This is a genomic window from Kitasatospora gansuensis (assembly GCF_014203705.1).
Classification (GTDB): Bacteria; Actinomycetota; Actinomycetes; order Streptomycetales; family Streptomycetaceae; genus Kitasatospora; species Kitasatospora gansuensis.
The window spans coordinates 4,849,833-4,864,482 of the sequence record NZ_JACHJR010000001.1 but is presented as its reverse complement, the minus strand read 5'-3'; the positions used below and the strand labels follow the sequence as shown (position 1 = coordinate 4,864,482).

Below are 14,650 nucleotides of genomic sequence, written 5' to 3'. Positions count from 1 at the left end.
GCACGTCCCCGATGAAAGGCCCGCGCAGCCGATGGCCCCCCGTCTCTCCGTCGTCGTCCCGATCTACAACGTCGAGCGCTACCTCGAGGAGTGCCTGGACTCGATCGCCGCCCAGACGTTCGGTGACCTTGAGTGTGTGATGGTCGACGACGGTTCCAAGGACGGCAGCGCGGCGATCGCCGAGGCCTATGCCGCCAAGGACCCGCGCTTCCGCCTGGTCAAGCAGGTGAACAAGGGCCTCGGTGCGGCCCGCAACACCGGCTACCGGCACATCTCGCCCGACTCCGAGTTCCTGAACTTCGTCGACAGCGACGACACCCTGCCGCCCAGCGCCTACGAGCTGATGATCGGCACGCTGGAGGAGACCGGCTCGGACTTCGTCACCGGCAACGTGCTGCGCTTCCGGGCGGTCGGGTACTACCCGTCCGGCGGACACCGCAAGCCGTTCGCCGAGACCCGGCTGAAGACCCACGTCACCGAGCTGCCCAGCCTGGTCACCGACCGGACGGCGTGGAACAAGGTCTACCGCCGCTCGTTCTTCGACGCCGCGGGCGTGCTGTACCCCGAGGGCATCCTGTACGAGGACGCCCCGGTCAGCGTGCCGCACCACTACCTGGCGAAGAGCGTGGACGTGCTCTCCGAGCCGATCTACCACTGGCGCGAGCGCGAGGTCGGCGAGATGTCGATCACTCAGATGCGCACCAACCCCAAGGGGTTGATCGACCGGGTCAAGTCGATGGAGCTGGTCCGGGCCTGGCTGCTGGCCCGCCCCGAGCCGGAGTTCAAGGAGTACCTGCGCTCCTACGACGAGAACAACCTCGTCGAGGAGATCCCGATGTTCTTCTGGTCCGTCCTGGAGGGCGACCAGGACTACCGGGACGCCTACCAGGTGAACGTCAGCCGGCTGCTCCGGGCGATCGGCCCCGAGCAGGTCCGCAAGCTGCGCGCGCCGCTGCGGCTCAAGTACCACCTGACGCTGCAGAACCGGATGTCCGAGTTCGTCGACCAGATGGAGTTCGAGAAGGACAGCAACGGCGCCGCCCCGGCCCGCGGCCTGCTCCGTCCGTACGCCGACTACCCGTTCCTGCGCGGCGGCCGGAAGAGCGTGCCCGCCGACGTGCTGCGGCTGGACAACGCGCTGGTGATGCGCAGCCGGCTGTACGACTCGGCCTGGGAGGACGGCAAGCTCAAGATCACCGGGCACGCCTTCCCCGAGCACCTGGGCGCCGAGAACCGGCACGACATGGTCAAGGTGCTGGTGCTCCGGGAGGCCAAGGGCCGCCGGGTGCTGGCCGTGCAGACCAAGGCGATGTACAGCCCGGAGGCCACCGCCTCCTCGCCGCACGACCTGTACAACTGCGACTGGGCGGGCTTCTCCGCCGTCATCGACCCCAAGCGGCTCAAGCACCGGGGCCAGTGGCGGGACGGCTCCTGGCGGGTGCTGATCGCCGGCATCGGCAAGGGCGGCGTCTACAAGGGCCGGATCTCCGGCGGCTGGAGCGACACCGCCGAGTACCCGCCGGTGCAGTGGGTCGAGGACGACGTCCGGATCGTGCCCTGGCTCAAGAACAACCACGTCTACCTGCGGGTCGAGCGGGTCCGGGTGCGGGCCCTGACGGTCGGTGAGCAGGGTGGCGAGATCACCTTCACCGGGCAGGCCCGCTCCGGCACCGACCTGGCCGGGGTCCAGCTGCGCCTGCTGCACACCGAGTCCGACCGCGAGCTGCTGTACCCGGTCGAGCTCGGCACCCCGGTCGGCCGCGACGTGCCGTTCAGCGCGAGCTTCCCGATCGCCGAGCTGACCGCCGTCCGGGAGGCCTGGGACGCGCTGGACCCGGCCGCCGAGGAGCGGCTGCGGGACCGCTGGGCCACCGAGCTGCTGCTCGCCGACGGCACCACGGTGCCGGTGGTGATAGACGACCGCCGGGCCCCCGAGCAGCTCAACCTGCCGATCCTGAACGGCACTCGGGCGCTGTTCTCCAAGCCCTCGCCGAGCGGGTACCTGCAGTTCACCGACCAGGTGCTGCAGCCGGTGGTGGACGACATCGTCCGGGCCAAGGACACCGAGGGCTTCCTGCTCAGCGGCAGCTTCCCGCTGCCCGGGAGCCACCACTACGAGCTGGTGATCCGGCACAACTGGCGGGAGGAGGAGCACCGCTACCCGGTCGAGATCACCGACGGCCGGTTCCGCGCCGCGCTCCCCGCCGTGCCGACCGCCTCGTTCGCCGGGCAGGTCCCGCTGCACCGCGGCACCTGGGACGTGGAGTTCCGCCCGGTCGGCGCCGAGCCCGGCAGCCTCTGGCCGAGCGCGCTGCTGGCCTCCACCAGCCACGGCGAGCTGCCGCTGGAGGTCGAGGCCCGCGGCCGCCGGGTGGTGCTGGAGCGCCGCACGTACGACAGCCTCTCGCTGGAGTCGCACTCCGACCTGCTGCCGGAGGAGCGCAGCGGCTACCGCCAGCGCCGGCTCCGTAACGGCTTCGCCGAGGCCCAGCGCGCGCCGCTGACCGACACGGTGCTCTACAACGTCGCGCTGGGCGGCCAGTACGCGGGCTCGCCGCGGGCCGTGCACGAGGAGCTGGTCCGCCGGGGCACCGCGCTGCGGCACGTCTGGACCAGCGACGACATGCAGGCCGACCTGCCGCAGAGCGCCGAGCCGGTCCGGCAGTGGAGCCCCGAGTGGTACGAGCACCTGGCCACCGCCAAGTACGTGGTGACCAGCACCCATCTGCCCGACTTCTTCGTCCGCCGGCCCGGCCAGGTGGTCCTGCAGACCTGGCACGGCACCCCGCTGAAGCGGATCGGCCACGACTTCGAGAAGGTCTGGTTCACCGACTCGGAGTACCTCAAGACGCTCGACCGCGAGGTCGCCCAGTGGAGCCTGCTGGTCTCCGGCAACACCTTCTCCACCGGGGTGCTGCGGCGGGCCTTCAAGTACCAGGGGCAGATCCTGGAGTCCGGCTACCCGCGCAACGACGTGCTGCTCGCCCCCGACCGGGAGAAGACCGCCGAGCAGGTCCGCGAGCGGCTCGGCCTGCCCGAGGGCAAGAAGGTGGTGCTGTACGCGCCGACCTTCCGGGAGGACCGGCGCCGTCCGCAGGGCGGCTACCAGCTCGACCTGCGGATCGACCTGGCGGCGGCCCAGGCCGCGCTGGGCGAGGACCAGGTGCTGCTGGTCCGGGCGCACGAGGTGATGTGCGGTCAGGTCCCGAGCGCGGGCAACGGTTACGTCTGGGACGTCGGCACCTACCCCGACATGGCCGACCTGCTGCTGGTCGCCGACGTGCTGGTGACCGACTACTCGTCGGCCACCTTCGACTTCGCGAACACCGGCAAGCCGATCCTGTTCTTCACGTACGACCTGGAGCACTACCGGGACAACCTGCGCGGCTTCAGCCTCGACTTCGAGGCGGACGCCCCCGGCCCGCTGCTGGAGACCTCGGCCGAGCTGGTCGAGGCGCTCGGCCGGGTCGACGCGGTGGCGGCGGAGCACGCCGACAAGTACGCGGCGTTCCGGCAGAAGTACTGCGACCTGGACGACGGCCAGGCCTCGGCCCGGGTGGTCGACGCACTGCTCGGCTGACCGTCGTCTCGACTGACCGCCGTCGAACCGGCGTCCGGGTGCTCCGGACGCCGGTTCGAGCATGGTGTCCCCGATCGGGTCGTCCTCGGGGGCAGCCTCGGCATACCGGTTGACCTGCGGGTCCACCGGGTATGTCATGACGCTCACGATGTCCACGACCCGCTCCCGCCTCGTCCTGCCGTCCCCCCGAACGGCCGCGCCGGCGGCCGTCGGCGCCGCCACCGCCGCACCGGCCGCCGCACCGGCGCTCGGGCTGCGCTCCGCCCGGTGGACCGACGGCCGGCTGGAACTGACCGGCTTCGCCCGCCGGGACGACCGGGACAGCGGCAAGGTCCGCAGCTCCTTCACCGTGCTGGAACTCGCCAGGCCCGGCCACCGGCCGATCCGGTTCCGCACCCGGCCGCTCCGGCTGCCCGAGGTCACCGAGGACAGCGCGCAGAGCGACCACAACCACGACTGGGCCGCCTTCACCGTCACGGTCGACCCCGAACGGCTGCGGACCGACGGCGGCTGGCCGGACGCCGAGTGGGAGGTCAGGGCCGGACTGCTGCGCACCCTCCGGCTGACCGGCGTACGGCGCGAACACGGCCCGCTCCGGCCGTACTGGTGCGGCTCGGGCGAGTACCCGCCCGCGCACTGGGTGGAACAGAACGTCCGGGTGCTGCCGTACTTCACCGACCAGCGCCTGCGGCTCAAGGTGCACCGGGTGTGGAGCCGGCTCACCGGCCTGCGCCCGGTGGACGGCGGCCTCGAACTCACCGGCTGGGCCCACGACCTGCCGCCCGGCACGGTGTTCCGGCTGTGGCAGCGCTGGGCCGGCGCCGAGAGCCGGCACCCGGTCGCCGCCACCGGCCGGGACTTCACCGTCCGGCTGCCGTTCGAGGCGTTCGGCGCCGCCGGGGAGGCCACCGCGTACTGGTTCGGCGAACTGCTCCGGCCGGACGGCTCCACCGAACGGCCGGTGCTGGACGAGCGCCCCTGGCCCGGCGGGACGGTGCTCGCCCGACCGGCGGGCGACGCCCTGCTGGTCCGTCAACTCGCGGACGGCTACCCGCAGTTCTGCGTCCAGCCCGGCGCCGTCCTGGTCGACCGGATCGCCCCCGAGCGGGACGGCTTCCGGCTCACCACGCACGCCGTGCTGCCCGGTGACGGACCGTTGGAACTGGTCCTCCGGCACTGCAACGGCACCCGCGAGATCCGCCGCCCGGTCGAGGTCGAGCGCGGCGTCCCGGCCGAACTGACCGTCCCCACCAGCGCCACCGCTCCCGACCTCAGCCGGCGCCCGCTCCGGCGCGGCGTCTGGGAACTGCGGCTGCGCCCGGCCGGGCGGGCCGAGGCCGAACAGCCACTGCTGCTCAGCCAGCGGGCCCTGGCCCAACTCCCGTGCGCGGTAGGGCTCGGCGCCACCGAAGGGGTGGTCGCCGGGGGCGCCAAGCAGGCCGTCCTGCAGAGCCGCTGGCACAACACCCTGATCCTGGACTCCACGCCCGTCCTGGCACCCGCCGAGCGCAGCCGCTACGCCCAGCGGCGGCTGCGCACCGTCGACTACCCCGCCGCCCGGCGCCGCCCGCTCCGCCCCGCCGTGCTCTACGACGTGTTCGGCGGGCGCGGCTACGCCGACTCACCGCGCGCCGTGCACGCCGAACTCGCCCGGCGGGAGCTCCCGTTGGAGCACCTCTGGGTGGTGGACGACGCCCAGGCGGTGGTCCCGGCCGGGGTCCGGCCGATCCGCAGCCACAGCCCCGACTGGTACGAGGCGCTGGCCACCTCGCGCTACCTGGTCGGCAACACCCACCTGCCGGCCTTCCTCGACCGCAGGCCCGGCCAGGTGGTGCTGCAGACCTGGCACGGCTCACTGCTGAAACGGATCGCCCACGACGTCGCCAACCCCCTGCTGGCCAGGGCCGGTTACCTGGCCGCGCTGGACCGCGAGGTCCCGCAGTGGAGCCTGTTGCTCTCCCCCAGCGCCTTCGCCACCCCGATCCTGCGCCGCGCGTTCCGCTACCCCGGCGAGATCCTGGAGTCCGGCTACCCCAGGAACGACCTGCTGGCGCGCCGGGCCGACGCCTCGGCAATCCGCCGCCGGCTCGGCATCCCGGACGGGAAGCGGATCGTGCTGTACGCCCCCACCTGGCGGGAGGACCAGCAGCGGGCCAACGGCGACGGCTACCGGCTCGACCTCCGGCTGGACCTGACCGCCGCCCGGGCCGCGCTCGGCGCGGACCACGTCCTGCTGGTCCGCCCGCACGCGCACGTGGCCGAGCCGCTGCCGGGCGACGGCGACGGCTTCGTCCTGGACGTCGGCGACTACCCCGATGTGCAGGAACTCCTGCTGGCCGCCGACGTGTTGGTCACCGACTACTCCTCGATCATGTTCGACTTCGCCATCACCGGGCGGCCGATCCTGTTCTTCACCTACGACCTGGAGTACTACCGGGACGCCCTGCGCGGCTTCTACTTCGACTTCGAACGCGAGGCACCCGGGCCGCTGCTGGCCGACTCCGCCGAACTGATCGGCGCACTGCGCTCGTTGACCACCGGCAGCACGCTCACCGACCGGCACACGGACGCCTACCGCAGGTTCCGGGCCACCCACTGCCACCTGGACGACGGCCGGGCCGCCGCCCGGGTGGTGGACCGCCTGCTCGAACTGGGCGGCTGAGATGCCGACCGCACCGACCCTCGCTCCCCCGCGCCGCCCGGCCACCCAGCTCACCGGCCGGGCCCGCCGCCTACCGCCCGAACTCCGGCTGCCGGTCACGGTGTTCGCCGGTACGGAGCTGGTGCTGCTGCTCTGGTGGGCCGCCTGCTACCCCGCCCTGACCAGCTACGACTCGGCCGCCTACGTCACCACCGCGGTCTCCGCGGTCTGGTCCTCGGACCACTCGGTCGCCTATGACGCGCTGGTCTGGCTGGCCCTGCGGACCCCCGGCCGGATCGCGGCCCTGACGCTGGCCCAGACCGTGGCGACGGCCGGTGCGCTGGCCTACACCTGCGTGGCGCTGCGCGGGCTCGGGGTCCGGGGCCGCCGGTCGGGCACGGTGGCGGTGCTGCTCGCGATCGCCCCGCCCACCGGCGCGTTCGTGGTCTTCCTCTGGAAGGACGTCCCGTTCACGCTCTGCGCGCTGCTGGTCTTCGCGGCCTCGGCCCGGCTGCTCGCCCGGACGGCGGCCAGGGCCGACTGGCTGGTGCTGGCCGCCGCCCTGACCGGCCTCGGCCTGTTCCGCAACAACGGCCTCGGGGTGGCCCTGGTGGCGGGCCTGGCGCTGACCCTGGGGCTGGCCGGGCGCCGGGCCGTACTCGCCCTGCTGACCGCCGCGGCCGTCGGCTTCTCGCTGCTCTGCCAGCTGGTGCTGTACCCGGCGGCCGGCATCGTGCCGCCCCGGGTCAGCTCGGTGCACAGCCTGCACTACCACGACATCGCGGTGGCGTACGCGGCCCAGCCGACCGTCCTCACCGCAGCCGACCTCGCCCTCCTGGCCCAGGTCGCCCCGGTCGGCGAGTGGGCCAGGGCGGGCGCCAACTGCTGGGTCTCGGACCAGCTCTTCACGAGCGCGTTCGACCGCGCGGCCGCCGACCGGCTCAACGCCCGGCTGATCGACATCTGGCAGCGCCTGCTGACCGAGCGCCCCGACCTGGTGGCGGGCGCCCGGATCTGCCGCGGTCACATCGCCTGGGCGCCGTTCCCCGGCCCGGTCGCCCAGCAGGCCTTCACGTGGGTCGGCCGCCCAGGCCCGACCCCGGCGGACCTGTACGGGCTGGCCGCGCCCGGCACCCCGCTGGCCGAGCACCCGGCCCGGTTCGCCCTGTACAGCCGTCCCCGCTCCCAACTGCTGCAAGCAGGCGCCCGGTTCTGGTACCACCTGGCCAGGACACCGCAGCTGGACTGGCTGCTGTTCCGGGGCGCCACCTGGTGCTACCTGGGCTACGCCGCCGTCCTGCTGTTCGCCCGCGGCCGCCGGATGCGGTCGGCCCACCTGCTGGCCGGGGTGCTGATCGGCTTTCAGCTGACGGTGCTGGCGGCCAACCCGGCGCCGCTGTACCGCTACATGGTCGGGCCGCTGTTCGTCGCGCCGTTCTGCCTGACGCTGCTGACGGCCCGTCGATCCCTGACCCGGCGTCAGAGCGCGCCGAAGGCGTAGCTCCGCCAGGGGCGCCAGACCTCGTCCGCGCCGAACCGGGAGAGCACGAAGCCGGGCACCGGGAAGACCGCGTGGAAGCCGCGGGCCTCGGTGTGCGCCCGGTCCAGCGCCGCCTCGGAGAGGCCGTGCGCGACCGTGACGTGCGGGTGGTACGGGAAGGCCAGCTCGCGGGCCAGCGGCCCCGAGCGGACGGCGGCCTCCAGCGCCCGGCACTCCTGGGCGCCCTCCTCGACTCGGACGAAGACCACCGGCGAGACCGGCCGGAAGGTGCCGCTGCCCTGCAGCAGCATCGGGAACGGGGTGTGCCCGGCCGCCACCTCCCGCAGGTGGGTCTCCACCTCGGCGAGCCGGCCGACCGGGATCTCGGTCGGCGGCAGCAGCGTGACGTGGGTCGGTATCGAGCGGGCCAGCGGGTCGCCGTGCCCGGCCCGGGCGTCCTGGATCGCGGAACCGTACGGCTCCGGGACGTGTATGGACACGCCGATGGTGACGGCCTCGGGGAGGCCGTCACCGACGGGGGCGGGCACGGCGGTCGACATCAGCGCTTGGGGGGCAGGAAGCCGATGCGGTCGTACACGGTGGCCAGCGTCTCGGAGGCGACCGAACGGGCCTTCTCCGCGCCCAGGCCGAGCACCCGGTCCAGCTCGGCCGGGTCGTCCAGGTAGGCCTGGGTGCGCTGCTGGAACGGGCCGACCCAGTCGGTGAACAGCTCGGCCAGCTCGGTCTTCAGCGCGCCGTACATCTTGCCGTCGAAGTGCTCGACCAGCTGCTCGACCGACTGGCCGCTGAGCGCGGAGTGGATCCGCAGCAGGTTGGAGACGCCGGCCTTGTTCTCCTCGTCGTAGGAGACCACGGTGCCGGTGTCGGTGACGGCGCTCTTGAACTTCTTGGCGCTGACCTTGGGCTCGTCCAGCAGGTTCACCAGGCCCTTGGGCGAGGAGGCCGACTTGCTCATCTTGGCGGTCGGGTCCTGCAGGTCCAGGATCTTGGCCGTCTCCTTGAGGATGTACGGCTTCGGGACGGTGAAGGTGGGCGCGTAGCGGGTGTTGAAGCGCTCCGCGAGGTCGCGGGTGAGCTCCAGGTGCTGGCGCTGGTCCTCGCCGACCGGGACGGCGTCGGCCTGGTAGAGCAGGATGTCGGCGATCTGCAGGATCGGGTAGGTGAACAGGCCGACCGAGGTGCGGTCGCTGCCCTGCTTCGCGGACTTGTCCTTGAACTGGGTCATCCGGGCGGCCTCGCCGAAGCCGGTGAGGCAGTTCATGATCCAGCCGAGCTGGGCGTGCTCGGGTACGTGCGACTGGATGAAGAGGGTGCAGCGCTCGGGGTCCAGGCCCGCGCCGAGCAGCTGGGCGGCGGAGATCCGGGTGTTCTCCCGGAGGGTGGCCGGGTCCTGCTCGACGGTGATCGCGTGCAGGTCGACCACCATGTAGAAGGCGTCGTTGGCCTCCTGCAGGTCCACCCACTGGCGCACCGCGCCGAGGTAGTTCCCGAGGTGGAAGGAGCCCGAGGTGGGCTGGATGCCGGAGAGGACCCGGGGACGGTCCGGCGTCGGACCGGTGATCGCTGCGTTGACCATGGGCGCCATTGTTCCAGCTTCACCGACCGCTCAGGAAACCTCAGCCCCTGGAGGTTCCGACAGTGTGACCGCACTCACCCGGATCCGTTCGATCCGGCGGCCGTCCAGTTTGGCCACCGCGAGCCGCAGGCCGGCCCCGGTGGCCACCTGGTCGCCGGTGCTGGGCAGCTTGCCCAGCTCGCTGACCAGGTATCCGGCCACCGTCTCGTACGGCCCTTCGGGGAGGGTGACGCCGGTCTCCTCGGCGAAGTCGGCCAGGTTGAGCAGCCCGTCGAGCTCCATCCCGCCGCCGGCCAGCCGACGGGTCGCGGTGGTGTCCAGGGCGTCGTACTCGTCCCGGATCTCGCCGATCACCTCCTCGACCAGGTCCTCCAGGGTGACGATGCCGGCGGTGCCGCCGTACTCGTCCACCACGATCGCCAGGTGGTGGCCCTCCCTGCGCATCTCGCCCATCGCCGCCAGCACCCGTTTGGTGGCCGGCAGCAGCTTGACCGGGCGGGTCAGCTCGCGGACCCGCAGGGCGTGCTCGCCGCGCGCCCCGTACAGGTCGCGGACGTGCACGAAGCCGGCCACCGAGTCGTAGGAGCCCTCCACCACGGGGTAGCGGGAGTGCGGCGAGCGGCTGGTCTCGGTGCGTACCTCGGCCAGCGGGCGGTCGGCGTCCAGGAAGGTGACCTCGGTCCTGGGGACCATCACCTCGCGCAGCTGCCGCTCCCCCGCCGAGAACACGTCGGCGATCAACTCCCGCTCGTCGTGGCCGAGTTCGGTGTTGGCGGCGACCAGGCCGCGGAGCTCCTCGGAGCTGATCGCGGGCGCCTCGCGCAGACCTCGGGCGTAGCCGAGCAGTCGGCTCAGCGGGCGGAGCAGTTCGGCCGCGGCGGCGGTGAGCAGCAGGAGCAGGGCGAGGGTCACGGGGGGTCAGTGTACGGCGACGGCCGGGCCGCCCCGATGGGGGCGACCCGGCCGTTCGGGTGAGCCGAGGTCAGACTCGGACTCGGATCGGGACTCAGATCAGGCCGAGGGCCTGCACCGCGTCGCGCTCCTCGACCAGCTCGGCCACCGAGGCGTCGATCCGGGCGCGGGAGAAGTCGGAGATCTCCAGGCCCTGGACGATCTCGAACTCGCCGTCCTTGGTGGTGACCGGGAAGGAGGAGATGATGCCCGGCTCGACGCCGTACGAGCCGTCGGAGACGATGCCCATCGAGGTCCAGTCGCCCTCGGCGGTGCCGTTCACCCAGGTGTACACGTGGTCGATCGCGGCGTTCGCGGCCGAGGCGGCCGAGGAGGCGCCGCGGGCCTCGATGATGGCCGCGCCGCGCTTGGCGACGGTCGGGATGAAGGTGTCGGCCAGCCACGCCTCGTCGTTGACGGCCTCGGCGGCGTTCTTGCCGTTGACCAGCGCCTGGAAGATGTCCGGGTACTGGGTGGCCGAGTGGTTGCCCCAGATGGTGAGCCGCTGGATGTCGTTGACGGTGACACCGAGCTTCTTGGCGAGCTGGGCGACCGCGCGGTTGTGGTCCAGCCGGGTCATCGCGGTGAAGCGCTCGGCCGGCACGTCCGGGGCGTTGCGCTGGGCGATCAGGGCGTTGGTGTTGGCCGGGTTGCCGACCACCAGGACCTTGATGTCGTCTGCGGCGTGGTCGTTGATGGCCTTGCCCTGCGGGCCGAAGATGCCGCCGTTGGCGGACAGCAGGTCGCCGCGCTCCATGCCCGCGGTGCGCGGACGGGCGCCGACCAGGAGGGCCACGTTGGCGCCGTCGAAGGCGACCGAGGGCTGGTCCGTGATGGTGATGTCGCGGAGCAGCGGGAAGGCGCAGTCGTCCAGCTCCATCGCGGTGCCCTCGGCGGCCTTGAGGCCCTGCGGGATCTCCAGGAGGCGCAGGTTCACCGGCACGTCGGCGCCGAGCAGGTGGCCGGAGGCGATGCGGAACAGCAGCGCGTAGCCGATCTGGCCGGCCGCGCCGGTGACGGTGACGTTGACGGGGGTGCGAGTCATTTTCTGTCTACTCCAGCGATCGCCAGCCACGCCCCACGCGCGCCCGACGCGCTGGAGCCGAGGACGATCTCTCGACGTCGAGAGATCCGGCGTCAGGTTATCGCAAGCCCGCCGTCGGGGACGCCCACCGCACTGGCTGATACGTCACAACGGCCCCCGCCCGGGTGCGGACGGGGGCCGGCTGTGACGGGTCAGCGGCGCTGGCGGCCGATGAACTGCCCGATGTTGTCCAGCACGGAGAGCCGCAGCCACGGGTCGGGCTGGGCGATCAGGGTGAGCAGCACGATCGCCCCGCCGAGGAAGGTCAGCACCGTCACGTCGGTGAAGCGGCTGCGCACCGCCAGCATCCCGACCTCGGGCAGCACCAGCCGGAGCACCGCTCCGATCAGCACCGCCCCGCCGACGGTCAGCAGGCCGTACTTGAAGTCACCGAACCAGGTGATGCCGAGCCCGGCCGCGACCAGGGACAGCACCATCGTTATCGGCCACTGCCGGGCCGGCAGCGGGTGGCTGCGGTCCAGCGCCGCCGCCGAACCCTCCGGCGGCAGCGTGCCGGTGGTCTTCACCGGCCGTCGGCGCGACTTGGCCGCCACCGGCGTCAGCCGTTGGCGCGGCGCTCGGCCGCCACCACGATGTTGTTGAGCAGCATCGCGCGGGTCATCGGGCCGACCCCGCCCGGGTTCGGGGAGATCCAGCCGGCCACCTCGGCGACCGCGGGCTCCACGTCGCCCTGGATCTTGCCCTCGCCGTCCCGGCTGACACCGACGTCCAGCACGGCCGCGCCGGGCTTGACGTCCTGAGCCTTGATCAGGTGCCCGACACCGGCGGCGGCCACGATGATGTCGGCCTGGCGCAGGTGCTTGGCCAGGTCCACGGTGCCGGTGTGACAGAGCGTCACGGTGGCGTTCTCGGACCGGCGGGTCAGCAGCAGACCGATCGAGCGGCCGACCGTGACGCCACGGCCGACCACCACGACCTCGGCGCCGTCCAGCTTGACGTCGTGCCGGCGGAGCAGCTCGACGATGCCGTACGGGGTGCAGGGCAGCGGGCCCTCGATGCCGAGCGCGAGCCGGCCGAGGGAGGTGGGGTGCAGGCCGTCGGCGTCCTTGTCCGGGTCCATCAGCTCCAGGACCGGGTTCTGGTCCAGGCCCTTGGGCAGCGGGAGCTGGACGATGTAGCCGGTGCAGGTCGGGTCGGCGTTGAGCTCGCGGACGACGTCCTCGACCTGCTGCTGGGTGGCGGTGGCCGGGAGCTCGCGCTGGATCGAGGCGATACCGACCTCGGCGCAGTCCTTGTGCTTGCCGTTGACGTACCAGCGGCTGCCCGGGTCGTCGCCGACCAGAACGGTGCCGAGGCCGGGGACGATGCCCCGCTCCTTGAGGGCCGCCACGCGGACGGCGAGTTCGGACTTGATCGCGGCCGCGGTGGCCTTGCCATCGAGAATCTGGGCAGTCATGGCACCATTCTCCCGGATCGGGTCCCGTGCTCGGCACGTGCCACCCTGGTTGCGGTTGCGCCACAGTTCGGTCCGGGTACCGATCGCCGCTGGACAGCCCCGGGGGCACCCACCCACGATATGACCGGGACGACCATGCCCCGGTCGGCCGGTGACGGCCCGTCGGTGCAGCACGGGGGAGATACACAGCTCGGGGGGACCGAAGAACAGTGAGCAATCCGTACCAACAGCAGCCGCCGCCCGATCCGTACGGGTCGTACGGGCAGCCGCCGCAGCCGTACAGCGCGCCGCAGTACCAGCAGCCTCAGCACCAGCCGCCGTCGTACCCGCAGCCCGGGTACGGCTACCCGCAGCCGCCGATGGCCGCGCCCGCGGCCCCGCAGAACAGCCTGGCCATCGCCTCGCTGGCGCTGGGTTTCCTGAGCATCCTGATCTGCTTCTACGGCGCGCTGCTCGGCCCGGTCGGTCTGGGTCTCGGCATCGCGGGCCTGAGCAAGGCCGGGCAGACCGGTATCGGCCGTTCGCAGGCGATCGGCGGCGTGGTGCTCTCCGTGCTCGGGATCCTGATCGGCATCGCCGGCGTGGTCTTCTACTCGACCGTCACCGAGAACTACGTGCCGTGATGCAGCAGTTGACGGCTCGCTGGACGGGCACGGCCGGTACGCCGCTGGGCGGCGTGCTGCGGATGGCCGCGCGCGGGGCCGGTGCGGCGGTGGTCGCGCTGGCGGTCGCCGCGCTGCACGACGTGCACGATCCCGGCGCGCTCTGCCCGCTGCGCCGGTTCACCGGCATCCCCTGCCCCGGCTGCGGGAGCACCACGGTCTTCATCGAGGCCGGCCACGGGGCCTTCGGCGCCGCGCTGTTGGCCAACCCGGTGACCGTGGTGGTCGGGCTCGGCCTGCTGGTCGCGCCGCTCGGCCCGGGGCGCTGGTGGTGGCAACTCCCCAACCTCCACCGGAATGTCCTGATCGGTACCGCTTTAACGGTGTCCTGGCTCTGGCAGTTGCACCGCTTCGGCGTCGTACTGCCCTGAGCCTGCCGTTTTCTGACGGTAACTGCCCTTCGCGGTGTCACCGCGTTCCGCTAATGTCCCACCCGGTCGGCAACTCAACTGCCTGTCCGTCCCAGGGGTTTCCTGTCCCGTCCCACACCTCACCATCCTGCCCGGAGGCATTGATGAGCTACCCGCCCGACCCGAACAACCCGTACAACCAGCCGCCGCAGCCCCCGCAGCAGCCGCAGCCCGGTTACGGCTACCCGCAGCAGGGCCCCCCGCAGGGCGCGCCGGGCTACGGCTACCCGCAGCAGCCCCCGCAGCAGGGTTACGGCATCCCGCCGCAGCAGGGCTACGGCCAGCCCGGCGGTTACCCCAACGCGGGTCAGGTGCAGAACTTCTACGCGAGCTGGGGCTCCCGGGTCGCCGCCGTCCTGGTCGACGGCCTGATCTTCGGCATCCCGGCCGCCATCCTCTACGGCATCGGCTTCGCGGTCGGCTACGAGGCCCCGGTCTGCAGCACCACCCGCTACTCGTCGGTCTGCACCGGCGGCGGCATCTCCGGCGCCGGCATGGCAATCGCGGGCCTCGGCTGGCTGATCGCCGTGATCGGCCAGTTCTGGCTGCTCTACCAGCTCGGCAAGACCGGCCAGACCCCCGGCCGCAAGATGGTCAACATCCGGGTGGTCCGGGAGTCCGACGGCCAGCCGATCGGCTTCGGTATGGCCTTCGTCCGCCAGCTCTGCCACATCGTCGACGAGCTGGTCTGCTGCCTCGGCTTCCTGTGGCCGCTCTGGGACGCCAAGAAGCAGACCCTGTCGGACAAGATCGTCGGCACCGTGGTCGTCAAGTCCAGCTGACCGTACGGCAGATGCCCCGCACACCCGAGGGTGTGCGGGGCATCTG

The 14,650-nt window shown here is 72.2% G+C and carries 12 protein-coding genes; 6 read left to right on the top strand and 6 right to left on the bottom strand.

Going from position 1 to position 14,650, the window contains the following annotated elements; all coding sequences use genetic code 11:
- The first annotated feature begins 31 nt into the window (after positions 1-31).
- The 3 genes from F4556_RS21800 (at position 32) to F4556_RS21790 (ending at position 7,722) form a co-directional block, all read left to right on the top strand.
- Positions 32-3,580 carry a bifunctional glycosyltransferase/CDP-glycerol:glycerophosphate glycerophosphotransferase gene (locus tag F4556_RS21800; protein ID WP_184918698.1) on the top strand — a complete coding sequence of 1,183 codons (3,549 nt, stop codon included), beginning with the start codon at positions 32-34 and terminating at the stop codon, positions 3,578-3,580.
- A 148-nt stretch (positions 3,581-3,728) separates the two neighbouring features.
- The gene (locus F4556_RS21795; RefSeq protein ID WP_184918696.1) at positions 3,729-6,242 is read left to right on the top strand and encodes a CDP-glycerol glycerophosphotransferase family protein; all 2,514 of its coding nucleotides are present in this window, start codon (positions 3,729-3,731) and stop codon (positions 6,240-6,242) included.
- 1 nt (position 6,243) lies between these two features.
- Positions 6,244-7,722 carry a hypothetical protein gene (locus F4556_RS21790; protein WP_184918694.1) on the top strand — a complete coding sequence of 493 codons (1,479 nt, stop codon included), beginning with the start codon at positions 6,244-6,246 and terminating at the stop codon, positions 7,720-7,722.
- Here the strand turns inward: F4556_RS21790 and F4556_RS21785 are convergent.
- From F4556_RS21785 to F4556_RS21760, 6 genes are all read right to left on the bottom strand, one after another.
- Positions 7,701-8,261 (bottom strand): 2'-5' RNA ligase family protein, encoded by a 561-nt coding sequence (locus F4556_RS21785; RefSeq protein ID WP_184918692.1) that lies wholly within the window; start codon positions 8,259-8,261, stop codon positions 7,701-7,703. The two genes, F4556_RS21790 and F4556_RS21785, sit on opposite strands and share 22 nt — an antisense overlap.
- Entirely contained in the window at positions 8,261-9,298 is a 1,038-nt protein-coding gene (gene trpS, locus F4556_RS21780; protein ID WP_184918690.1) for a tryptophan--tRNA ligase, read from the bottom strand. The genes F4556_RS21785 and trpS overlap by 1 nt, the downstream gene beginning before the upstream one ends.
- A 30-nt stretch (positions 9,299-9,328) precedes the next feature.
- The gene (locus tag F4556_RS21775) at positions 9,329-10,210 is read right to left on the bottom strand and encodes a hemolysin family protein (RefSeq protein ID WP_313068467.1); all 882 of its coding nucleotides are present in this window, start codon (positions 10,208-10,210) and stop codon (positions 9,329-9,331) included.
- Between the two features lie 94 nt (positions 10,211-10,304).
- Entirely contained in the window at positions 10,305-11,294 is a 990-nt protein-coding gene (locus F4556_RS21770) for a malate dehydrogenase (protein ID WP_184918688.1), read from the bottom strand.
- A 191-nt stretch (positions 11,295-11,485) separates the two neighbouring features.
- Positions 11,486-11,887: a DUF3017 domain-containing protein gene (locus tag F4556_RS21765; RefSeq protein WP_184918686.1), complete on the bottom strand. Its 402-nt coding sequence runs from the start codon at positions 11,885-11,887 to the stop codon at positions 11,486-11,488.
- Between the two features lie 5 nt (positions 11,888-11,892).
- Complete coding sequence (locus F4556_RS21760; protein WP_184918684.1) at positions 11,893-12,750, bottom strand: bifunctional methylenetetrahydrofolate dehydrogenase/methenyltetrahydrofolate cyclohydrolase; 858 nt, start codon at positions 12,748-12,750, stop codon at positions 11,893-11,895.
- A gap of 209 nt (positions 12,751-12,959) precedes the next feature.
- Between F4556_RS21760 and F4556_RS21755 the strand changes: the two genes are divergently transcribed.
- From F4556_RS21755 to F4556_RS21745, 3 genes are all read left to right on the top strand, one after another.
- Entirely contained in the window at positions 12,960-13,373 is a 414-nt protein-coding gene (locus F4556_RS21755) for a hypothetical protein (RefSeq protein ID WP_184918682.1), read from the top strand.
- Positions 13,373-13,783 (top strand): DUF2752 domain-containing protein, encoded by a 411-nt coding sequence (locus F4556_RS21750; RefSeq protein ID WP_246511707.1) that lies wholly within the window; start codon positions 13,373-13,375, stop codon positions 13,781-13,783. Before F4556_RS21755 ends, F4556_RS21750 begins: the two co-directional genes overlap by 1 nt.
- A gap of 143 nt (positions 13,784-13,926) precedes the next feature.
- A complete protein-coding gene (locus tag F4556_RS21745; protein WP_184918680.1) occupies positions 13,927-14,604 on the top strand; it encodes an RDD family protein in 678 nt (225 codons plus the stop codon).
- Positions 14,605-14,650 lie beyond the last annotated feature (46 nt).